Below are 22979 nucleotides of genomic sequence, written 5' to 3'. Positions count from 1 at the left end.
TAAGTCACAGATTAACGTCTCTTTGTTAGGGACGTTAATCATTAAAATAGAGTTTAAATTCTCTGTTAGCTAACAAACTTACCCCCTTAACTAAAGAAAATGGCTCTTTAAAAGACACCAGTGCCGATAAAATCTATTCAATGAGGAGATTCAACCATATGAAACATCAAGTACTATTTGGTATAAAATCAACAAGTAAAGATGAAAAAACAATTCATAATAAACTCAAAGAATTTCTAGCATTAATAGATAGAAAAACATCTACAGCTAAGAACCCTACTATGCTTGAGAGTTTTTTACCATTCAGGATAAAACATTACCATTGGAATCTAAATAAAGAGACAGGCACATTCATTAAATTATTCCCCAATGTAGATCTTGATGAAAATATTTTCGCACCATCAAAACCTGAATGCAGCTGGTTATTGAGTATCATTTTCCACCAAGATTTTCCTGGATACGAAAGAATTAAATCCGAAGATTATATAATTAGCTTGTTAGACTCATTGAACTATGAATATGAAATGATATATGAAACAGATAGTCGTGATTCAATTAAATATGGCGACATTAAGTAGTAAAAGACTATATTTATTCCCTTAACGCGGGAGATAGTAGCCACTATTTCCCGCAGAAACTATATCTTAGTAATCTTTTAAGTACTAAAGTACCGTGCTTAATATCAGCATAAGGGCACTTATGTCAGTAGTCAGTTTACTCAAATCACTGTGCAAGTGATGTTTTAATAAGCAGTAACTGGCTACGAATGATTTGACGTATCTGATTATGCAGTTCAAATACTCGAGCGCGATCATTAAGATTTAGCGATAGATTTTCCAGCATCACCAGATCCAAATTGAATTCAGGATAATGCAGTGTCATCGACATATAGCCAGATAAATAGCCCGTATGACTGTATTCGACGAGACCATCGTCCTTATTGATCCTCATCCCATAGCCATAGCGCATATTCGGCCATAAGAATTGGATCTCGGTATACGCCGTTGTCATCCGTTGATAACTCTTTGCACTCATCAACTTGCCAGAATGTAATAGATGCTGAAAGGCGGCATAAGCTGGCGCTGAAGCAATTAATCCCCCTGCGGGCAACAAAGCTTCATCAAGCACTAAGTCAGCAGGGGCAATCACCTCGCTTTCCTGTAAACCTACGGCGAGTGAAGGCACTTTGGCGTGAATAGCCTCAATACTGCCAAGCTCAGCACTCAGGCCATTAAGCTGGTATCGCGTTGCAAACTGCGCCACTTGCTCGGCAAAGGATTGGTGATTGACCTTCTCAAGCACTTGCCCAAGCAGTGAATAACCAAAGTTGGAGTATTCAAATTGGCTACCCGGCTCGAATCGATTGGCCTTACCCAGTTTATCGACACCCGATGTATGCGTCAGCAATTGGTGCAGCATAATCCGCTCGTCATATCGACTGGTATTCAATGCATCCGCACTTAGATTTGCCCCCGCCACAGTGCCTTTTAGCGCCTTATTCCTCCCTTCTGCATCACCAAAAAGATAATGATTAAGCGATAGGTTTAAGTCGAGTTTCCCCGCATCGAGTGCCTGCAATATCAAGGTTGCAGTGATTTGTTTAGAAAGTGATGCCATCACAAAGCGCGAATCTTGACTAATACCTTCACCCTTTTGCAGTTCAAGCTGCGGCTTGCCCTGCTCAAGCAGGATAACACTGCCACTAAATGGCTGCGGCGAATCCTTTATTGCGGTTTGGATTAAGGTCTTGATCTCCGCCACCTTCGATACTGAAGATGCGGTTTGGCTTTCAACGGCAATCGAGTTACTGCCTTGCCCGATTTGCTCTTGTTCAGCACCTGTTTCTAATAACAGACCAAAACTATTGGCACTTGGGAATAATAAAAAACCAGTCAACAGAGTACTGATAACACTCAAACGCATGGGTTATCCTTAACGTAATTAACAAATAATGCTGCCTGCTAGAAAAAGCAAGCTTATCACAAGCGCTTTTTATGGATAATACAATTTAATCTTTACAATTGAATTATAAAGGAAATATTCCATTTAAAATGACACAACAAAGTGATACCTAGGGCGACGAAGCTAATCCGAGCAGTATAAACCAAGTGACAGTCTGCCCCAGTTTGTAGACTGAATATCTCAAGTTGCAGCTAATACACAATCAAAATGGCTATAAAACGACAATAGTAATAATTATCGCACCTAACATATATAAGCCTGCAGAAAGTGATATCGATTTTAGCGGGCTAAACTCCTCAACTTCCAACGTCTGTATATCTTCAATTTTGACTAGTCGCCCTTCTCCCTCGATCTGCTGTTCCGTTGCACTTTCGACTTGAAATTCCATTTGTTCGCCAGATATTGTGGTGACTTTGACCTTTTCACCTATGTAGCTGGATACCGATTGAGAATCCAATTTAACTTCATTGAGTGAAGAGCATGCGCAGAGGGAGAAACAGATAAGTGATACTACTGCTAACTTTTTCAAACAAGCCTCCTATCCTACAACTATTTACATCCATGATAAGTTATACCTGTAGACATAAGCATTTAGGTATATGCTACTCAGCTTACGGAGTTTCGCCCACAAGTTAAAGAAACCTAGACTAAATCCACTTAAATTAAATCCTTTGGATGAGGTTAAATAGCGATCAAATGAGCACTGAACTCATCGATGCGGTTAAAGCCAAAGATACGCTTGCTGTTAAGCGCATTATTGCCAATGGCGCTAATCTTGAAGGCGTGGACGATGGCGGGATGACGGCACTCTTGCATGCCTGTGAGTTGCAGTCTTTTGAACTGCTCAAATTATTGGTGGATGCGGGGGCCGATGTGAATCATCCAAACTCGCAGGGGTATCATCCGCTCGATATTGCTTACTGGCAGGGTGAGTTTCGCATGGGATGCTATACCGCTGAGAGTGAGCGCATGGTGAGCTATTTAACACGCCACGGCGGCAAATCCTTTAGCTAGGTGAGGTGCTAAATAGCATCAAAATGCGAAAGCTAAAAACTGCGAAATGATAAAAAGCCCTATAAACAAAAATCGCGTTAAGCTGGGCCTAACGCGATTTTTTATTACTCACTTACAACCTAATCACCAAAGTCATCGAGTAGGATGTTTTCTGGTTCAACGCCTAGGCTTTCAAGCATCTTAATCACTGAAGAGTTCATGATTGGAGGACCACACATGTAGTACTCACAGTCTTCTGGTGCCTTATGATTTTTAAGATAATTCTCATAAATCACATTATGAATAAAGCCAGTGTAGCCAGTCCAATTATCCTCAGGCAATGGCTCAGATAACGCCACATGCCAAACGAAGTTGTCATTCTCGGCCGCTAGGGCATCGAAATCCGCTTGGTAAAACACTTCACGGGTCGAACGAGCACCGTACCAGAAGCTCATTTTACGTGTGGTTTTCTTACTCTTAAGCTGATCGAAAATGTGTGAACGCATAGGTGCCATGCCCGCACCGCCGCCGATAAACACCATTTCCGCATCGGTTTCCTTCACAAAGAACTCACCGAATGGCCCAGAAATGGTCACTGTATCGCCCGCTTTCAGGTTGAAGATGTAAGATGACATCTTACCCGCTGGCACGTTAGCCGATGGCGGCGTCGCAATCCGCACGTTCAGCATAATGCGGCCCTTTTCATCGGGATAGTTGGCCATAGAGTAAGCGCGCAACACTTCTTCATTAACGGTAGAGACAATGTCAAACAGACCGTATTTGTCCCAATCGCCACGGTATTTTTCAGGAATATCAAAGTCAGCGTATTTCACCACATGGGCTGGCGCTTCAATTTGAATATAACCCCCTGCTTTAAAGCGAACATCTTCACCTTCGGGTAACTCAAGCAATAACTCCTTGATAAAAGTCGCCTTGTTATCATTAGAGATCACCTGACATTGCCACTTCTTCACCCCAAAGATTTCTTCGTCGAGCTCAAGTTCCATATCGGTTTTCACTGAGACTTGGCAGGCGAGACGACAACCTTCTTTAGCCTCTTTCTTGGTGATATGGCCCATTTCAGTCGGCAGAATGTCACCGCCGCCCGATTTGATTTTCACTCGGCACTGACCACAGGTTCCGCCGCCACCACAGGCAGACGGAATAAAAATACTCTGACTCGCCAAAGCGCCGAGTAACTTGTCACCCGCGGCAACTTGAATGCTTTTTTCGGCATCTTCGTTGATGCTGATCGTCACTTCACCCGTAGCCACTAATTTCTTTTTGGCGATTAGAATCACTATCACCAATAGACAGACCACTAGCGTGAACATGCCTATGCCAATTGCCATTTCCATCGTATTACCCTTTTCTAGCTCTTTTCTAAAAAGAATCTGGTTTCACTTTCTCAATTCTTGGCTCGCCTACTGTAGCGTTACAGCGAGATCCCTGAGAAAGACATAAAGCCCAGCGCCATCAAGCCTGTAGTAATAAAGGTGATACCAATACCTTGTAAGCCTTCGGGAATCGCGTTGAATTTCATTCTTTCGCGCAGTCCCGCCAGCAGTACAATCGCCACCGCCCAACCAAGACCCGAGCCCATCGCAAACACCACTGACTCACCGAAGTTGTAATCACGGTTCGCCATAAAGATCACCCCAGCAAAAATCGCGCAGTTCACTGTGAGCAAAGGTAAGAAGATCCCAAGGGAGTCATACAGGCTAGGAATGTACTTATCCAAAAACATTTCAAGGATTTGCACTAACGCCGCAATCACACCAATGAAAGTGATCAGTTGCAGGTAACTTAAATCGATACCGGGTAATCCCGCCCAAGACAGTGCGCCAGGTGCGAGCACTTTGACGTAAATCAGCTGGTTTAACGGCACGGCTAAGGTCATCACCACTATCACGGCCACGCCTAAACCAAAGGCGGTTGACACCTTTTTAGACACGGCCAAGAAAGTACACATGCCCAAGAAGAACGACAGCGCCATGTTGTCGATAAAAGTGGCCTGCAAAAATAGATTTATATAGTGTTCCATATCTGCTCCTTAACCCCGTTTCCGCTGGATCACATTGATAGTCCAGATCAACACACCAATCAGGAAGAAGGCGCTCGGTGGTAACTTGAACATCTCGTTTGGCAAGTACCAGCCGCCATTTTCGATGGTGGTGAACACAGGGTGACCGAATAAATTACCCGTCCCTAACAGCTCGCGTACAAAGGCGACGCTGATCAAAATCAAACCATAGCCTGTCGCATTCCCGAGCGCATCGACGACCGCTAAATGCGGTGGATACTTCATGGCGAAGGCTTCTGCGCGGCCCATGATGATACAGTTAGTGATAATTAACCCAACGAATACAGAAAGTTGCTTAGATAACTCATAGGCTACATCCTGCAGAACCATGTCGACGATAATCACCAAGGAGGCAATAACCGTCATCTGCGCGATAATCCGCACACTGGTCGGGATAAAGTTACGGATGGCAGAGATAATCAGGTTAGAAAACACCAACACAAAGGTCACTGCCAGTGTCATCACCACAGCGGTTTGCATTGAGTTACTGACCGCCAGTGCCGAACATACGCCCAGCACTTGCATTGCGACGGGGTTATTGACAAACACTGGCCCCGTTAACATGTCACGCATGGATAAAGTGTTGCTCATTTTGCCTCTCCCAACTCACCTTGCAATTCACCCTGCGCTGCCGACGCTTTCAGCTGGTTGAAGAAGGTTTGAAAACCTTCAACGCCAAACCAAAACTCCATTGCGCGCTGCACGCCGCGGCCCGTCATGGTCGCGCCACTCACCGCATCCACACCGTGAAGATCGCCTTCTTTAACGCCACCCTTTACAAGACGTATCGCAAATTTGCCTTTTTCATCAAATAATTGCTTACCCTTCCACAACGATAACCAATGGGGATCGGTCACAAAGTCGCCGATACCAGGGGTTTCACCGTGCTCGTACACGACTAGCCCTTTAATGGTGTTGAAATCGGGTTCAACCGCCACATAACCGTAGATCATCGACCACAGACCTTTGCCATAGAAAGGCACAACCACGCTGTCTAACTTGCCGTTGGCATCGAGCACTTTAAACACGCGGGCATCGTTCGCACGGGTTTTAATCTTGGCGATATCTTTTTTCGGCGCACTTGAAGTCTCAGGATTAATTGCCGCCATACGCTCATCGAAATCGAGGACGTTAGCGTCTGAGTCCACCTTACCTGTGTCTAGGTTGATCAATAATGGCTTCACGGATTTAGCGAAAATCTCTCTAAACTCATTGCCCTGACCTAGGTTCACATCGGCGGCCATCAACACATAGCGCTGCACTTCGTCACGTTTTTTGGCGACTTTACGTTCTTTCAATATGCCTGCAGTGCCTGTGATCATAAAAGAGCACAGGAGGCAGAGCGTGATGGTGAAGATCATGGTCCCCACCACAGTATCTTTCTTAAATACCATGACGTTTTAATCTCCGTTTGATGTTGGCGCGGGCCACCAGATAATCGAACAGCGGCGCCCAAAGGTTGGCGAACAGAATGGCTAACATCACGCCCTCAGGCATTTTGGGGTTAGCGACACGGATAAGCACAGTCATAAAACCAATCAAAGCACCGTAGGCAAACTTGCCTTGGCGAGTGTACGAAGTGGTCACAGGATCGGTGGCCATAAACATCATCGCCAGCGCAAAACCGCCAGTGACAAGATGCCAAGTCCACGGCATTGCCATCATTTGATTGCTGCTAGAACCGATGTAATTACACAGCGTTGCAGTCGCTATCATGCCCAGCAACACACCGAGCACAATGCGCCAATCCGCTAAGCGGCTGATCAGCAATAATGAACCGCCGATCAAAATCGCTAAGGTGCTGGTTTCGCCAATCGCGCCCACGGTAAAGCCAAAAAAGTTGTTCCACCAGTTAGGATCGCTAAAGGCGCTAAACCAAGAGTAATCGGCAAAACTCAACTTGCCCGCTGCGGTTTGTGCCAGCGCCGTTGCACCAGAGAAACCATCAACGGCAACGAGCTGTTTAATGGTTGAAACTTCAGATGGATAGGCGAAGTAGATAAAAGCCAAGCCTGCCAACGCAGGGTTAAGGAAGTTATATCCCATGCCGCCAAACAGCTCTTTAGCCACGACCACACCAAAGGAAATCCCCATGGCCACCAGCCACAACGGTGTCGATACTGGCAAGATTAAGGTAAACAGCAGGGCCGTCACGAAGAAGCCTTCGTGCAACTCTTGACCACGAACCCGCGCAAACACCACTTCCCAAAACAAGCTGGTGAGCAGTGCTGTCAGGTAAATCGGCAGATAAAAACTAAGACCATAGAGGAATAAACCTAATATCCCAGTGTCTTGGCTAAGGCTGCCAAACAGGGTATTAAAGATTTCTAACTTCCAAATATCTGGCGTCGATAATCCTCCCGCGAGCGCAAGCTGTGCCTGTAGGCCAATGTTATATAGACCGAATAAAATGGCGGGCAGTAAACACAAACCGACTAGCGTCATGGTACGTTTCACGTCAATCGCGTCACGCACATGCACTTGGCCCTTAGTGCTACGACCGTTGGCAATGACGAGTGAGCGCAAGAAGCCCTTCATCGACTTACCCGTTGCGTAGTACTCTTGTTGTAAATCAGAGGCGTCCTGTAAATCAGGTTTTTTCACTTGTTTGGTCATTAACCTTCCCTCTCAATAACATCTAGACAGGCACGTAATTCTTTACCAAAGTCATATTTGCCGGGACATACGAAGGTACACAGCGCCAGATCTTCTTCATCTAACTCCAATGCACCTAAGGCCTGCGCCTCGTCGGTATCACGCACCACTAAGTCTCGAACGAGCAAGGTGGGTAAAATATCCAATGGCATCACGCGATCTAACTGACCAAAAGCCATCATGGCGCGAGCTGAACCGCCCTGATGAGTCGTAAACTCGAACAATTTAGTCGCACCAAACAGGCGTGATGTTACGGCACGAGTGATGGAGAATTTGTCAGAACCACCGCGCACCCAAGGGAGAACATGGTGCTGCGAATCTTCGCTCAACACTGACACTTGGTTGTGGAATCGGCCTAAAAAGTCATGTACGCCCGCCGCGGTATGGCCAGATAACACAGATCCCGATACCACGCGGTTATGGCCAGGTTTGATTTCATCACTCACTAAGGCACTTAGCTCAGCGCCCAATTGAGTGCGCAGTAAACGCGGGTTCAACACGCTCGGGCCACCTAAGGCGACGATGCGGTCGGTATACAACTCACCGGTTTGGAATAACTTGCCGTAGGCAATCACATCTTGATAACCGATATGCCATACCTGACGTTCTAAACTCACTGGCAAAGTAAAGTGAATATGAGTGCCCACTAAACCCGCAGGATGAACACCATCAAAACGGCGCACCTCAAGTTGTGGTAATGCTTCTTTAACAATCGCTTCGCCCTTATCCTGGCACAGGTAAACCTTGCCTTCGGTTAAACGGCTCAACACCAGCAAGCCAGCTTTAAAAGCCTCAGTTTGCTCGGCGATAATCAAACGGGGATCAGCGGCCAGTGGATTAGTATCGATAGCGGTGACGAAAATACCTGCTGGCGTGCTATCGAGCGCAGGCACGCGCGAGAAAGGCCGCGTACGTAGGGCAGTCCATAGACCACTCTTCACCAACTGGTCTTGAACGGTTGACCTTGCTAAAGCGGCGATGTCTTGATGAATATCGAAAGAAATCTGCCCATCGCGGTTTTCACCATCATCACAACGAATGACGACTGATTGTAGAATTCGACGCTCACCGCGGTTAATCGCTACGACTTGGCCACTAGCGGGTGCAGTGAACAACACACCAGGCGTTTTTTTATCTTCAAATAGGGCTTGGCCCTTTTGAACAAAATCACCCTCTTCGACCAACATCGTCGGCTTAAGCCCAACGAACTCTTCTCCCAGAACAGCCACTTGGGATGGCTTAGCACCGAGTTCAATGACCTGTCGCGGCTCACCAACAATCGGCAAGTCGAGGCCTTTTTTGATCGTTACAATTTGGTTTGAAAAATCTGCCATCACAAATATCAACCATGAAAAATTTTTAGATAAATTTAGGGTAGAGATTTGTTAACGCAGATTCCGATATTGGCGTCACATTCCGCTGCAAATTCGTAAGTTAGATACGTAAATTTACGCAATTTTGTGACACAGATTCACATCCTTACTTACTGTAATCTGCAAATGTAGTTTTATAACAATTTATTCATAAATACGTCATTACTGATTTAGTAGTACCTAAGGTTTACAAAAATAAGCCAAAATCTCCATTTCAGTGCTGTAAAGCGATAAAACTGTTAAAAGTGCAACTCAGCGAACAAACTTCAACCAATGGCATGCCTCAAAATGGGGCAGGATGGCTAAACTTGCTGGCTATTTTTAGCGCACTAACATTTCAACCTATGGTTTAACCTTTGCTTTACAGCAAAAGCTTGGTAGCCTCAAACTAAGAGAGTTTCCGTAGGAGAAATAGATGGAATACAGACGCATACCGCATTCTAATCTTGAGGTCAGTAAAATTTGTTTGGGCACTATGACTTGGGGCGAACAAAATACCCAAGCCGAAGCGTTTGCACAGCTGGACTACGCCATAGGCAATGGCATCAACTTTATCGATACGGCGGAAATGTATCCCGTACCACCTAAGCCGGAGACCCAAGGGGAAACCGAGCGTATCCTAGGGCAATATATTAAGGCCCGCGGTAACCGAGACGACTTAGTGATCGCCACTAAAATTGCCGCACCGGGGGGTAAAAGTGATTACATTCGCAAAAATATGGCGCTGGACTGGAACAACATCCATCAAGCGGTCGATGCATCTTTAGCACGCCTCCAAATAGACACTATCGACCTTTATCAAATCCATTGGCCTGACCGTAATACCAATTTCTTTGGTGAACTGTTTTACGATCAACAAGAGCATGAGCATCAAACGCCGATACTTGAAACCCTAGAAGCGCTCGCCGAAGTGATCCGCCAAGGTAAAGTTCGCTATATCGGGGTGTCGAACGAAACGCCTTGGGGGTTGATGAAATACCTGCAACTCGCCGAAAAACATGGCTTGCCGCGTATTGTGAGTGTGCAAAATCCCTATAACTTGCTTAATCGCAGTTTCGAAGTCGGCATGAGCGAAATCAGTCACCGCGAAAACTTGCCATTACTGGCCTATTCGCCACTGGCCTTTGGCGCCTTGACGGGAAAATATTGCAACGACCAATGGCCTGAAGGCGCGCGCCTGACCTTGTTTAAGCGTTTCGCCCGCTATACAGGTTCGCAAATGGCTCTGGAGGCTACAAAAGCCTATGTCGATTTGGCCCGCGAGTTCAAGCTCACGCCCGCACAAATGGCGTTAGCTTTTGTTAACTCACGTAAGTTTGTCGGCTCCAATATCATAGGCGCTACCGACTTATATCAACTGAAAGAAAACATCGACAGTTTAAAAGTCACCTTATCACCAGAGCTATTAGTGCGATTAAACCAACTGTCCGATCAATTTAGATTACCTTGTCCTTAGCCCCTTGGCTTAGTCGGCGAGTTGTTTGAATGACTGACCAATAGCATCGGGTCAAATCCCCCTGATGCTATTGATTTCAAATAGCTTTAGAGGCATAACTTTTTACCTTTATATCACCTCATCAATGCGCTCTCTCCTCCATTCAATCAAAAGCTACCTATTACTTAGTCTTCTTTATCTTATCCCTCCGGCTTAGCAAAAGGTCATCGTCTTCAGCTCCACGAGCTCACCAGCGCCAGGCTATGCGAGAAGGCTGCAATACATGGTCTAGGTTACATTCGGATACAGAGTCCTTTTAAGAAGTGAAATATAGTGGCATCACAGTCACTAGACAGATGTCTTAAGGATAAAAAATGAAAAAACTTTGCTTTGTAATCACAAGTGTTTTGATGTCAAGCCACGCTCTTGCTGAAAGCAATACCTACATTCGTAACGGTAATATCTATAGTCATCAAGATCAGTTCTTTGCTGGCGCAGGTGTTGCTACTGGTAGTCAGTTTTATAAGGGTCAAGATCACCAGACAGGTGCCTATCTCAATGGCGGCTACCACGGTGAAGACTTCAACGCCGATCTGTCCGGCATCAACTACCGCTTTTTAGGCACGAACGATAGTGCCGTTAATTTCAGTATCTTTGCCGTTGCCAATCCTGGCTTTGATGCCGATGATGCGGATATTTTAACGGGCATGAAGGATCGCAAGTTCAGTGGCGATCTGGGTTTAAACGCCGACATTCATTTAGGAAATGGCACGCTATCAACTAAATTCCAACACGATGTCACCAATATTTATGATGGTTTTCAGGCTGATATCACCTATTACCATCCAATAAATGTAGGCTTCGGTGATCTGGTGCCTTATGCAGGTGTGCACTACTTCAGTAAAGACTTCGCAAACTACTACACAGGTGTGACGTCATCTGAAGCTACGGCGCAGCGCCCTGCCTATCAAGCCGACGGCACCTTTGCATATAAGCTAGGCTACGCTTTGGTTATTCCAGTCACTAAGCATTTAGATATTACTCAAGCCACAGGTTACTCGCACATAGGTGCCAACATGGCAGACTCTCCGCTCATAGACAGTAACAACCAGTGGATTACTACCCTTGGCGTGAACTATAGCTTCTAAACAACCTGACGAGACAAGACCATGACACTTATCAGAAAAACGTTTTTATGTGCTGGATTAGCTCTGATGCTTTCAGCTTGTGCCACTTCCTACGATACCGAAAAGCAATTTTGGTCTTTCGGTAAAGGATTTGAAACCGCACAGATTGCACCCGATAGCTGGCAGATAAGCTTTGTTGGCAATACCAACACTGACCGCGCATTGGCCCGAAAGTACGTCATGCGTAAGTCAGCAGAGTTATGCAAACAAGCGGGTTATAACTACTTCACTTTTACTCACGAACAAACCGATCGTGATGCAATTGGCCAGTTTGGAGTAGGAGCAAGCGCGAGTAAGGATATCTTGTGGGGGAGTTCGACGATGAATCAAGAAACCTCTGTCATGGTCGAAGTCACAGGTTTACATAGCAAGCCAGAAAATGCGAGTTCCCGCATCTATGAAACAGATTACATACTTAACAATGTCAATGTGAAAAGTTAATTGCTCATCAAAAATGCACCAGTCTAGATTCTCGTTAGGCATCAAGGCTGGTGCGTTTTATTTATAAATCCCCCTGTTCTGCACCAATTCGTTAGGCACTCATTCGTATAGTGAGTTGAGTCATTCTGCCTCTATCTCTAAATCAACTCAGCAGATTAGATGACGCAGATTTAGCCGCATTGCTCGCTTCAGCTCATGTTAAAGAAACAGACAAAAACGACTCAAACCTCGCATTACACCAATCGTATTAAACCCCAACGTTAAACTTCAGCCTTGAATTTTAGTGACATGCGAGCCCCACCCAAGTCAGGAGCACGGCCAATACGTAATGGGGAACCCATCCAACAACCAATTCTATCGACAATCGCCAGACCCATGCCATGACCGGAATTTCCGCGGCTATGCTGACCACGCACAAAAGGTTTAATCACTTGAGCAGATTCCTGTTCATCTATGCCAGGGCCATCATCGTCAACGTGTAACCACGCAATCCCATCTTCCAATGCCAACATCAACCGGATATTGGCACGGCCAAAACGCAGCGCATTACTGAGCAAGTTATTCACCTGCATTGACAAGTACTTTGGATCTGCTTTGATGTTCAACGGTATTGGGCAGGTGATGAGTTCCACTGAAAACCCTGGGTATACTTGGCCTTGATACTTTTCCAGCAACCAAGTATTAAGCTCAATAGGTTGCCAATCAGGTTGGATATTCGCCTCATCGAGACGGGCATAGCTGAGCAGTGTCATGACCAACTCTTCCATAGTGTCCAGATCGCGGTTCAATCGTTGGAAATACTTCACCCTAAGCTGTTCGCTTTGGGTTTCTTCTAACGCCGCAATACCAAATCGCAGCCGCGCAATCGGAGTTTTTAAATCATGGGAAACTGCCCGACTAAGCAATTTATTGTCATCGATTAATTGCTGGATGCGATCTGCCATACGGTTGAATTCGCTTTCTATTGTGCCTATGTAGGACGCTTTACTGACCACAATTCGCTGCTGTAATTCTCCCATACCAAATGCTTGAGTCACCTTACTGAGATTAACCAGTTGGCGGATTAAAGGAGACACCCACACCAACAAAATCACCACCACACCGCCATAAAAAAGCATGGTATACAGCTTGTTCGCGTTAAAACTCACATCGGCTGGCGTCACTATCTGGGTATTGATATTCAGCACCTGACCCGTTTTAGGCAATAAATAGTGCAAAGAGATGCCATCATCGGACTCCAGCAATAATGATTCCCCTGAATAAAACTCTGTCTTTAGGGCTGAGGGTAAGACAAAATCTGCTTCATTCACCAAAGACAATTGATCTGCATTTCGCTGATTCCAGTTGTCTATAAACGCATTATTAGGGGCGGGATCGTTATCTAACGTTTGCGCCAGTGAACCGCCCAGCAGTTTTAATGCCGCGAGGTGAGTTGCTGGGCTAGGCGTTTCATTATCAGGATCAATAAGTGTTGCAAACTCACTTATCGACCAGCCTAGGCTGGCAATGGCCACCAGCACGACCAGCACCAGAGAAGTCATTAACTTCTTCATAAAGCTTGCTCGGCCTCATCGCGGCAAAACAAATATCCCTTGCCACGAATGGTTTTGACTTTATAGGGCTGACTCAACGCTTCCTGCAACTTCTTGCGTAAGCGCGATATGCGAATATCCACCGAGCGGTCTAGGCCATCGTATTCAATGCCCCGCAGTTGAGCCACCAATTCATTGCGACTCACTATCGTGCCCGCCTTCAATGCCAGCAGCCACAAAACATCAAACTCATTGGCATTCAAATCCAGCGGCTGTTTATCAATGGTGACTGACTTTGCCGTCGCATTTAACACTAAAGAATCAAACACTAATTGCTGCTTTTGCTCCTCATCACTCACTCGGCGTAACAGGGCCTTTATCCGCGCTAACAGCACCTGTGGTCGAATCGGCTTAGTGAGGTAATCATCAGCACCGGCATCTAACCCGCGGATTTCATCGCCGTCCTCAACGCAAGCGGTCATAAATAAAATGGGCCCAGTATAAAATGCCCTGGCCTCCTTACACACATCGAAGCCATTCTTAACGGGCATCATCACGTCGAGTAGCACTAAGTCAGGTATCTCATCGGCTATCATCTCTAAGGCGAAGTCGCCTTGGCTGGCAACCGTCACCCCGTAACCGTGATCCAGTAAATAATCACTGATCCACTCTGCCAGTGAGGTATCGTCCTCTACGACTAAGATATGCTTTGCAACTGACATATTAGAATAACCTCCAACCGGACTGACTCTGTTTAGGGGCCTTATAAACCCATGTCACGACCACTTTAACTTGCGCGAGCGGTTGCACATCATCATTACGGATAAGACTAAAAGTCGCCGTTTTATCCCCTTCAAAACTATATTGATATTCTTGCAAAGCTTTGCCAGTCCAGCAGGTTAACTGGTGCTGACGGTCTGTCAGTATGAGGCAGTACTCGCCGCTCGCGGGTGTCTGCCATCGGAACAATACATCTTGATAGCAAGTTTGCCCTTTATGCAGTGCAATGCAGCGTTCTGGGGTTGCGGTAAAAATAACGGCATCATCCTGACTCCAAGCCAAAAAAGGCGCGCTCAGCATCACTACCGCTAACAATGGATTAAATCGGTTCATGCCCTCCTCCTAAAATACATAGCTAAGAGAAGCATTAAAATACGATGTATAACTCGCTTGATTGAAGGGACTGTCGGTCACTTCTTGGGATAACACATTGAAGCGATACATAGCCCGAAAGACAAAATTTTCACTCAGCGGATAAGCAACTCCTAACTCCATGCCGTAACTGAAAGAGCTATCCGGCCGATACTCAGGAAAGCGTTCAGTGGCTTCTTCCTTACTGATCCCAAAAAGATAGCGATTCAAGGTGGCAGATGAGTAACCTACGCTCCCCAATACGTGAAAATTCCAATTACGAACCTGCCAGGACTTACCCAATCTTGCAGAACTTTGAATACCTTGATCATCATAATAATCAGATACTAACCTATACTGAAAAACATAGTTATCGCCCCAATAACGTGTGGCACGAAAACCGGCACCAACATAGAGAGAATCTTCCGATAGTAGATAAGCATTGCGGCCAGCTTCATCCAGCGTACTGGGATCCACATCAGGACGGGACCATGAACCTTGCAAGTTAGCCAATAGCAGTTCTAATGACCAATCCTCTGAGCTCCAAAGATTAAATCCCAAATTAATGCCATCTTGAGATTGATGGATCATCTCAACAAACAGCCCTTTGTACTGGTACATGCCACTGACTAACAGCGACAACTGTGCAGAACCTGAATCCGTTTGCCGAACATCGACTTGATTAATTCCGTAAACACTCATGCCCAGCTCAAAATCACCGCCGTCTGCAAGGCGATTAGCTCCTCCAGTAACACTGCTCGCAATATCTGATGCTGCAGCGGTTCTAGGAAGAATGCTCAGCGTTAACACAAGAAGCCAAAGAATACGCATGCCCATTTAATTCACATTTTTAGTCGTTATTTAGCGCTACATATTACAACAGTTTGTTGCAAGTCACTGCACAACCAGTATCATTTTTACGGCAATTGTGTGTCGGATAACAAGAGAGACCTATATCCCAAACAACTTGAATCTTGCATCTTCAAATTGTTTGGGGATACACACACCTCACATTGAGTTAAGGCACAAATGAGGCTCAAGCTAAGATGAAGTGGCGCAGTTAAGTTAACCGCTGTCAGTCGTTGGCACACTGAATTATGGGCAAATACATTTAAACAACTCGCACCTTAAACTGCTGCATCGTTTCCCTCAATGAATTCGCCTGCTTAGACAGTGACTCGCTGGCTTTAGCTGTTTCGTTAGCGCTGCTGAGTACCAATTCACCCGAATCACGAATCGCATTAATGCGCTCACTAATATCTTCGGCGGTCACGGCTTGCTCCTCACTGGCGGTCGCGACTTGAGTATTAGCCTGAGTCAGTTCAGTCAACGCATCTAAAATCTCAAATAAGTGTTGCTTGGCTTGATTAACGAGCAGTGATGACTCACTGATTTGCTTATCGTTATTGGCGAAGGATTCGACTGAGGATTTAGCATCTTTCACGAGTGTTTGGATAAGATCGCTGATCTCCTGCGTGGCCGTTTGACTGCGCGTTGCCAATGCCCGCACTTCTTCGGCAACGACAGCAAAACCACGACCTTGATCTCCCGCCCGCGCCGCTTCAATCGATGCATTCAAAGCTAATAAGTTCGTCTGCCCCGCTATCGCATCGACCACAGAAACAAAGTTGAGGATTTTTCCAGTACTCGCTTGAACCTGTTGAATAAGTTGATTCGAATACTGGGCGCTGGCAACCAACTGCTTCGATATTTTTTCGCTCGCATCGACAACTTCACAACTTTCTTTCACTTTATGCTCGGCTTGTCCCGCTGAGTAAGAAGCGGTTTCTGCACTACTCGCCACTTCAGTGATCGTTGCTGCCATTTGGGTCATAGAGGCGGCGACTTGGTCGGTGTTATCCTGCTGCCTCAACATGGCCTCACGATTATTCTCGGCCACCGCATTAAGCTCAGTCACCATAGAGGCAATTTCTTCACTTCGAGCAATCACTTGGCCAACAGTTTTACTTAAGGTCCACGCCATTTGATTCATACTGACGGTAAGTTCGCCCAGTTCATCCTTAGAATCGACGCGCAGCTCTTGGTTAAAGTTACCCTGTTCCATCTTAGCGGCAGAATTACGTAACCGATTGATAGATTTGACCATGTATTGACTGCAAGCGATGCCAATCAATAAGCCTATGACTAAAGATACTATCGAAATAATCGTTAAGCCATAAATCGCCCTGAGTTCTTCTTCCTCAGTCACAGAAACCGCAGTTTGGGTCATTTGCTCTAAACGCTCAACGAATTGCCTCAGCTCAGTATTAAATTCATTTTGCGCAATCTCTAAAGATTCAACCCGCTTAGCCAAGGCTGCAGGTTCTTCTTTTTGCTGTATTCCAGTAATCACAGTGGCAAGCAGGGCTTCATAATTACCAAAACGTTGAATAATAGTGCCAATCTCTTGATTTAACTGCTGAGTTTTTTCATGTAATTGCGGATTTTCAGCCTCTTTTAATGCCTCATTGAGCATAGACTGAGTCGAGAGTAACTCCTTGCTAATGTCTTCATTGTGCCTGATAACATCCGCAATAAAAGCCACTAAAATTTGCTGGCTCGATGCGGTTTCAATGTCCGCGGCACGAAACGCTTTTTCTAAAATGACAGAGCTTTCAAGCTGCTTAATGGTGACGTCAGTTGATAATCTCACTAACGGAAGATTCTCTTCTGCAATGGCTTGAATTTCCTCCGATACACGCTGCATCTTCAACAAACTAAATCCAGACAAAATCAAGATCAGCACTAACATCACCCCAACGAGGGCGATCATCTTATGTTTAATCCGTAAGTCTTTTAAAAGCTTCACCATAAAACTACTCTCCAGCAAACACTGACAACGAAGGACGTCCAATTTAGAATAGTCGGAGTTTTAACTTTAGGTGGATGAATTAAGCGTAAAGTATTAGCTGAATTTAAAAGAAAAACTTAAACATTAGAAAAATCGCATCATAGCTAAGCTCAATGATGCGTTAGAGTCTAAAACCGTTTAAGGCGTGCGAAATATCTATTAGGCAACAGTTTGAACAGACCTTAGTGAAATTAGGCATTCAATACCACTGTCCGATAACAACACCTCAACAAACCGCTAAGACTTGCATTCACATGGCAGATCACAGAAGATCCCATGGCCTTTTTCATTGCCCTTAGCCTCGCCCATGACTCAACCTGCATCACCTACGCCAAATACTGTGACTAACACAGCGACGAATACTGTTACCTCACATCCTTCGGCAAGTGCCTCTCCTGATGCCACAGCGGTTCTTTGTTCATTAGAAGCAGAGCAGCGCAATGCTAAAATTAGGTCGCAATTCCCAGCGTTAAATCAACTGCTTGATGTCTATCCCTTGTGTTATCTCGACACCGCAGCCACCAGCCAGAAACCGCAAATGGTGTTAGATGCCATGGCGCAGTTTTACGCTAACGACAATGCGAATGTACACCGTGCAGCGCATCAGTTATCAGCGCGTTCGACCTTAAGCTATGAGAAAGTGCGCGATCAGTTGCAGCAATTTTTGAAGGCAAAACGCCGCGAAGAAATCATTTTTACCCACGGCACCACAGAATCAATCAACTTAGTCGCCTTTGGACTCACTGCACACGTAAACGCAGGCGATGTAATATTAATCGACGCAGCCGCTCACCACGCCAATATCGTGCCTTGGCAGGAACTGGCGAAACGCACAGGGGCAATCATTAAACCAACCCCGCTCTGTCAGGATTGCCGCTTAGATATCAACGCCTATAAAACCTTGCTCGAGTTAAAGCCTAAAATCGTCGCCCTGTGCCATGTTTCCAACGCCCTAGGTACAGTCAATCCCGTGGCTCAGCTAGTGCAGTTAGCGAAAAAACAAGGTGCCATCACCTTAGTTGATGGTGCGCAGGCAGTGGCGCATTTAACGCTGGATGTGACTGAAATCGATTGTGATTTTTACGTCTTCTCGGGGCATAAAATGTATGGTCCCACTGGTGTTGGCGTACTTTACGGCCGTTTCGACGCGTTAGATAGTCTCGCGCCACTATTAACTGGCGGCGAGATGATTAAACGCGTGAGTTTTGAAGCGACAGAATTTGGCAACCTGCCGAATCGCTTAGAAGCGGGCACGCCGCCGATTGCTGAAGTCATAGGTTTGGGTGCGGCCATTACATTTTTACAAACCGAACTCATGCCGCAGGTTCAAGCTTATGAAGCTGAACTAGTTAACTATTTACAAAACCAATTGCGCGCGCTCGGTGAAGTGCATTTATACGGCGCCTTTGATGACAATATCGGTGTAGTCGCGTTTAATCTTGCCGGTGAACATCACCAAGATGTAGGCATTTTGCTGGACCAACAAGGGGTTGCCGTTCGTTGTGGCCATCATTGTGCCATGCCATTAATGCAGAGCCTGAATCTTAAGGGCTGTTGCCGCGCCTCTATCGGTATCTACACCAATAAAGACGATATCGACCGCTTTATTGCCGCGTTAGCCTCGGTAAAAGACTTGCTGCTGTAATCCAGCATTTAGCCACTGCTCTACCCAACTCATACGATGCTCAAAATAAGTTAGATAGGATTTAGCCCTATGACAGATTCAATCATGCCTATGCCAAATGAGGCCGATTTTCACTATTTAGTGCAAGATGCCAAAACCTTACTGGCGCGTTTTACCAATGCCCCTAACTGGCAGGAAAGATATCGCCAAATTATGTTGTTAGGGAAAGACTTACCAAGTTTAAGCCCTGAGCTTCGCATCGAGGCCGCTCAAGTAAAAGGCTGCGAAAGTGATGCGTGGATTTATCATCTAGAACAGGCTGGCAGGCACTATTATTTAGCCGACAGCGATGCCCGCATCGTTAAGGGATTGATCGGATTATTGCTTGGTGCCTGCCATGGCAAAAGCCGCGCTGAAATCCAAGCATTTGATCCTACAGCTTACTTCAAACAATTGGGCCTAGAAGGTCAGCTCAGCCCATCGCGCACTAACGGCCTTAACTCACTGGCAAAAGCAATGGTTGAAGCCACTCGATAATCATAACCCGAGGGTTTTCATTTACTGCGACAAGCAATAATTGAAACCACTCGGCAACAACAAATAATCACAACTCTAGCTCAGGGGCAAAGGCCAAAAAAGGGATTTAATCAAAGACTTCTACGCCCTAAAAAGGTATAAAGAAGTTACATTTGCGTTATTGATAGGAACCGAGCATGCCCATCAAGGCAGTCAATCACTACCGTCGTACACTCCTTAAAGGTCTTGGCGCAGCAACTCTGTTAAGTCCACTCGCCAGTTTACCTAGCTTTGCCGCCGCACAGAGGCGGATATATGTCGATGGTTTATCTTTCCTTCCCGATGACTTAAGTGATGTAACTGCCGCTAAGCTCGATGCCTATCTTTGCGATATTTCGGCTATTGAGACCATAGAACAAGCCGATGGCACTCAAAACTACAAACGCACTTATAAAGCTTGCATGGAAAGCATTAAGCAGGCCGCTAAACGGGTAAGTGATCATCCCGATATTTTGTTGCAAGGCCTGAGGGGGCAAGATATTCAACGTGCCCGCGACAGCCAACGCACTGCGGTATACTTTCAAATCCAAGGCGCAGATTGTGTCGAAGAAGACAGTGAAGCTAACCAGTGGGCGCGGGTAGATGAGTTTCATCAACAAGGGCTACGCGTACTGCAACTCACCCACCATTACGGCAATACCTTTGCCGGCGGCGCCTTAGATAATGATGCCAGTGGCGGACTCAATAAACCACTCACGGCCCACGGGCACGAACTTATCGCCAAACTCAATCACGCCAATATCTTAGTCGATGTGAGTCACTCCAGCGCTAAAACCGCTTTAGATGTCGCAAAAATCACTAAATCACCCATAGTGCAAAGCCACGGCGCGGCGCGCGGCATAGTAAACCATGCCCGTTGTTCCCCCGATGAAGTGATCCGCGCCATCGGCGATAGCGGCGGCGTATTCGGCGTATTTATGATGAGTTTCTGGCTTACCAATAATGCCGTGCCCACGATTGATGATTATATTCGCCAACTGGAATACGTTATGCGTGTTGGTGGAGTGGACTGCGTGGCAATCGCGAATGACTTCCCGCTCCGAGGCCAAGAAAACCTACTGGCACTCGGCAATGACAACGCCAAAGGCATTAAAGAATATCAAGAATGGTGGTACAGCCTGAGGGCGAAAGGCGTGCTAGGTTTTGATGCAGAGCCAAGGCATGTAGTAATCCCCGAGCTGAATCATATCGATCGCATGAGCCGTATCGACGATGCCTTAGCCAAGGCACGCTTTAAATCTACTGACCGCGACCGTTTTATGGGTGGTAACTGGCAAAGAGTGCTCAACAAAGTGCTACTGTAAATGCCATTGTTTTATCGTCATGTTTAATTTACTTTGTCGATAAATTTACTGGCTTATCAGCTTGTTTCAGTCTTGGATATTCTATGCTGACCACTCTCGCTATTTTCAATTATCGCTCTCTGCGTGAAATCGTCTTACCCCTAGGGCAACTCAATTTGATCACTGGGGCGAATGGCAGTGGTAAATCGAATCTATACAAGGCGCTACGTTTACTCGCACAAACGGCGCAAGGCGGCGTTGTCAATGCTTTAGCCCAAGAAGGCGGACTCGACTCCAGCTTTTGGGCGGGACCAGAAAACCCCACCAAAAGTATGCTAGCGGGCGACACCGCCATTGAAGCCACCGTCAGGCAAGCGCCAAAACGCCTAAAGCTTGGGTTTGCTGGCGAAGATTTTAGCTATCTTATTGAACTCGGTTTACCCAAACCCGACGCCACCACGCTGTTTGGCTTAGATCCACAAATCAAGCGCGAAGCCATTTGGAACGGGCCTAAGTATCGACCCTCAACGGTATTGGTTGAGCGCCGTGGTCCTATGGTAAAGAGTCGCAGTGCTGACGGACAAGGCTGGATAACCTTAGGCGCACACCTGCAAACCGGCGACAGTATTTTTACCGAACTTGCCGATCCAGAGCGCAGCCCTGAAGTGCTCAAGCTTCGCGATAGTATCCGCGCATGGCGCTTTTACGATCACTTCAGAACCGATGCAGAAGCGCCAGCCCGTCGTCCACAATTAGGTACAGCCACGCCAGTATTGCACCACGATGGGCGCGACCTTGCATCAGCAATTCAAACCATTTTTGAGATAGGTGATAAAACGGCTTTTGATCATGCGGTAAGCGATGCGTTTCCCGGTGCTAAAGTTCGCATTGAACCCCAAGCGGGCGGTATTTTAGTACTCGCATTTCATCAAAATGGCTTATTAAGGCCACTCAATGCCAGTGAATTGTCGGATGGCACCTTGCGTTATTTGCTGTTAATCGCCGCCCTACTGACCCCTAGGCCGCCAGAGCTTATGGTGTTAAATGAGCCAGAAACTAGCCTACATCCCGACTTATTACCTGCGCTTGCACGCTTAATCGCGAAGGTATCGGAAGAGTGCCAGTTGTGGGTGGTTTCCCATGCTAATCGGCTTATTAATGCCTTAAGCCAATTTGAACACTGCAATACCTTGGCCTTAGACAAAACCTTAGGCCAAACGCAGATCCAAGGCCAAGACTTACTCAATACGCCCAGTTGGCTATGGCAGAATCGTTAACCTATAGCCTTAACCCTAATCAATCGTAAAATACCGCGAGCCATAGGGTTTCTGAACTTATAGAAGTCGAAGCGACTCGATGTTTTTGATGGGGCGAAATCGTTAAATAGTCACCTGGAGTTAGCGTAACGGGTTCACCTTGTTCAAATTCGAGTGTCGCCTCGCCTTTAAGTAACATCACCCATTCATACTGAGTTTGATCGTACCATTGAGCTTCGGGTAGATACCCAAACCACCTGAAGATGCAGGATTCAGCGGGCTGATGTTAACTGAATGGTAACGCACTTTAAGTAAGGCCATTAATTGCTCCTGCATTAATGGCATTCACGCCATATATGGACCCATCCGGTTTGCAAGACATTCGATAGCGATTATGAGAAGAGTTCATTGCACCCATATATTCGGCCTGTTATTGAGGTATGCCTCTGGCCCTGATGGATATCTGCTTCTACTGTCCTTATCATCCTTGCGGCTTCATTATGAGCCTATGGCGAGCTAAGGTTTTCAGTAGATCAGTCTGACTGTCTCATCATCAAATCAATTGTCATAGCAACTTGCTGGTTGATTAATTATTAA

General features: G+C 46.1%; 23 protein-coding genes. 9 read left to right on the top strand and 14 right to left on the bottom strand.

The window, feature by feature from the left end; translation table 11 throughout:
- Positions 1–158 precede the first annotated feature (158 nt).
- Positions 159–578: a hypothetical protein gene (locus tag L5M37_RS09970; protein ID WP_173497310.1), complete on the top strand. Its 420-nt coding sequence runs from the start codon at positions 159–161 to the stop codon at positions 576–578.
- 145 nt (positions 579–723) lie between these two features.
- On the opposite strand, the gene L5M37_RS09965 is transcribed toward L5M37_RS09970, so the two are convergent.
- Together L5M37_RS09965 and L5M37_RS09960 are read right to left on the bottom strand one after the other, a co-directional pair.
- Complete coding sequence (locus L5M37_RS09965; protein WP_263200328.1) at positions 724–1923, bottom strand: serine hydrolase domain-containing protein; 1200 nt, start codon at positions 1921–1923, stop codon at positions 724–726.
- A gap of 250 nt (positions 1924–2173) precedes the next feature.
- Positions 2174–2491: a hypothetical protein gene (locus tag L5M37_RS09960; RefSeq protein ID WP_263200326.1), complete on the bottom strand. Its 318-nt coding sequence runs from the start codon at positions 2489–2491 to the stop codon at positions 2174–2176.
- Between the two features lie 167 nt (positions 2492–2658).
- Here L5M37_RS09960 and L5M37_RS09955 point away from each other — a divergent pair, with 167 nt between their 5' ends.
- On the top strand, positions 2659–2976 hold the full coding sequence (locus L5M37_RS09955) for an ankyrin repeat domain-containing protein (RefSeq protein WP_263167499.1): 318 nt from the start codon (positions 2659–2661) through the stop codon (positions 2974–2976).
- A gap of 119 nt (positions 2977–3095) precedes the next feature.
- On the opposite strand, the gene nqrF is transcribed toward L5M37_RS09955, so the two are convergent.
- From nqrF to L5M37_RS09925, 6 genes are all read right to left on the bottom strand, one after another.
- Positions 3096–4313: an NADH:ubiquinone reductase (Na(+)-transporting) subunit F gene (nqrF, locus tag L5M37_RS09950; protein WP_105250115.1), complete on the bottom strand. Its 1218-nt coding sequence runs from the start codon at positions 4311–4313 to the stop codon at positions 3096–3098.
- Between the two features lie 77 nt (positions 4314–4390).
- Positions 4391–4999, bottom strand: coding sequence for an NADH:ubiquinone reductase (Na(+)-transporting) subunit E (nqrE, locus tag L5M37_RS09945; RefSeq protein ID WP_105250116.1), 609 nt, complete (start codon positions 4997–4999; stop codon positions 4391–4393).
- Between the two features lie 9 nt (positions 5000–5008).
- Positions 5009–5629, bottom strand: coding sequence for an NADH:ubiquinone reductase (Na(+)-transporting) subunit D (locus L5M37_RS09940; protein ID WP_263200324.1), 621 nt, complete (start codon positions 5627–5629; stop codon positions 5009–5011).
- A complete protein-coding gene (locus tag L5M37_RS09935; protein ID WP_131523704.1) occupies positions 5626–6432 on the bottom strand; it encodes a Na(+)-translocating NADH-quinone reductase subunit C in 807 nt (268 codons plus the stop codon). Before L5M37_RS09935 ends, L5M37_RS09940 begins: the two co-directional genes overlap by 4 nt.
- Positions 6422–7654: an NADH:ubiquinone reductase (Na(+)-transporting) subunit B gene (locus L5M37_RS09930; protein WP_028759366.1), complete on the bottom strand. Its 1233-nt coding sequence runs from the start codon at positions 7652–7654 to the stop codon at positions 6422–6424. Before L5M37_RS09930 ends, L5M37_RS09935 begins: the two co-directional genes overlap by 11 nt.
- On the bottom strand, positions 7654–9027 hold the full coding sequence (locus tag L5M37_RS09925; protein WP_263200322.1) for a Na(+)-translocating NADH-quinone reductase subunit A: 1374 nt from the start codon (positions 9025–9027) through the stop codon (positions 7654–7656). The genes L5M37_RS09930 and L5M37_RS09925 overlap by 1 nt, the downstream gene beginning before the upstream one ends.
- Before the next feature lie 454 nt (positions 9028–9481).
- Here L5M37_RS09925 and L5M37_RS09920 point away from each other — a divergent pair, with 454 nt between their 5' ends.
- From L5M37_RS09920 to L5M37_RS09910, 3 genes are all read left to right on the top strand, one after another.
- Positions 9482–10522 carry an NADP(H)-dependent aldo-keto reductase gene (locus L5M37_RS09920; RefSeq protein ID WP_105250120.1) on the top strand — a complete coding sequence of 347 codons (1041 nt, stop codon included), beginning with the start codon at positions 9482–9484 and terminating at the stop codon, positions 10520–10522.
- A 353-nt stretch (positions 10523–10875) separates the two neighbouring features.
- Positions 10876–11649, top strand: a complete 774-nt coding sequence (ompV, locus tag L5M37_RS09915) for an outer membrane protein OmpV (protein WP_317630090.1) — start codon at positions 10876–10878, stop codon at positions 11647–11649.
- 21 nt (positions 11650–11670) lie between these two features.
- On the top strand, positions 11671–12129 hold the full coding sequence (locus L5M37_RS09910) for a CC0125/CC1285 family lipoprotein (RefSeq protein ID WP_028761861.1): 459 nt from the start codon (positions 11671–11673) through the stop codon (positions 12127–12129).
- A 260-nt stretch (positions 12130–12389) separates the two neighbouring features.
- On the opposite strand, the gene L5M37_RS09905 is transcribed toward L5M37_RS09910, so the two are convergent.
- The 5 genes from L5M37_RS09905 to L5M37_RS09885 form a co-directional block, all read right to left on the bottom strand.
- Positions 12390–13682 (bottom strand): ATP-binding protein, encoded by a 1293-nt coding sequence (locus tag L5M37_RS09905; RefSeq protein WP_263200319.1) that lies wholly within the window; start codon positions 13680–13682, stop codon positions 12390–12392.
- Positions 13679–14383, bottom strand: coding sequence for a response regulator transcription factor (locus L5M37_RS09900; RefSeq protein WP_173497303.1), 705 nt, complete (start codon positions 14381–14383; stop codon positions 13679–13681). Before L5M37_RS09900 ends, L5M37_RS09905 begins: the two co-directional genes overlap by 4 nt.
- 1 nt (position 14384) lies before the next feature.
- A complete protein-coding gene (locus tag L5M37_RS09895; RefSeq protein ID WP_173497302.1) occupies positions 14385–14774 on the bottom strand; it encodes a DUF3019 domain-containing protein in 390 nt (129 codons plus the stop codon).
- A 9-nt stretch (positions 14775–14783) separates the two neighbouring features.
- Positions 14784–15623, bottom strand: a complete 840-nt coding sequence (locus L5M37_RS09890; RefSeq protein ID WP_198572891.1) for a MipA/OmpV family protein — start codon at positions 15621–15623, stop codon at positions 14784–14786.
- Between the two features lie 280 nt (positions 15624–15903).
- A complete protein-coding gene (locus L5M37_RS09885) occupies positions 15904–17604 on the bottom strand; it encodes a methyl-accepting chemotaxis protein (protein WP_263200316.1) in 1701 nt (566 codons plus the stop codon).
- A gap of 346 nt (positions 17605–17950) precedes the next feature.
- Here L5M37_RS09885 and L5M37_RS09880 point away from each other — a divergent pair, with 346 nt between their 5' ends.
- The 4 genes from L5M37_RS09880 (at position 17951) to L5M37_RS09865 (ending at position 22403) form a co-directional block, all read left to right on the top strand.
- Entirely contained in the window at positions 17951–19288 is a 1338-nt protein-coding gene (locus L5M37_RS09880) for a cysteine desulfurase (RefSeq protein ID WP_263200315.1), read from the top strand.
- 69 nt (positions 19289–19357) lie between these two features.
- On the top strand, positions 19358–19804 hold the full coding sequence (locus L5M37_RS09875) for a SufE family protein (protein ID WP_263200313.1): 447 nt from the start codon (positions 19358–19360) through the stop codon (positions 19802–19804).
- Between the two features lie 176 nt (positions 19805–19980).
- Positions 19981–21147 (top strand): dipeptidase, encoded by a 1167-nt coding sequence (locus L5M37_RS09870; protein ID WP_263200312.1) that lies wholly within the window; start codon positions 19981–19983, stop codon positions 21145–21147.
- Between the two features lie 83 nt (positions 21148–21230).
- Positions 21231–22403, top strand: coding sequence for an AAA family ATPase (locus tag L5M37_RS09865; RefSeq protein WP_263200310.1), 1173 nt, complete (start codon positions 21231–21233; stop codon positions 22401–22403).
- A gap of 19 nt (positions 22404–22422) precedes the next feature.
- Here the strand turns inward: L5M37_RS09865 and L5M37_RS09860 are convergent, their stop codons facing one another.
- Positions 22423–22647, bottom strand: a complete 225-nt coding sequence (locus L5M37_RS09860; RefSeq protein WP_263200483.1) for a cupin domain-containing protein — start codon at positions 22645–22647, stop codon at positions 22423–22425.
- Between the last annotated feature and the right edge of the window lie 332 nt (positions 22648–22979).

The organism is Shewanella sp. SM69, assembly GCF_025653985.1.
In the GTDB taxonomy this organism is placed as follows: domain Bacteria; phylum Pseudomonadota; class Gammaproteobacteria; order Enterobacterales; family Shewanellaceae; genus Shewanella; species Shewanella oncorhynchi.
The sequence above is the reverse complement of the archived record's forward strand: the minus strand, read 5'-3'. Positions and strand labels throughout refer to the sequence as shown.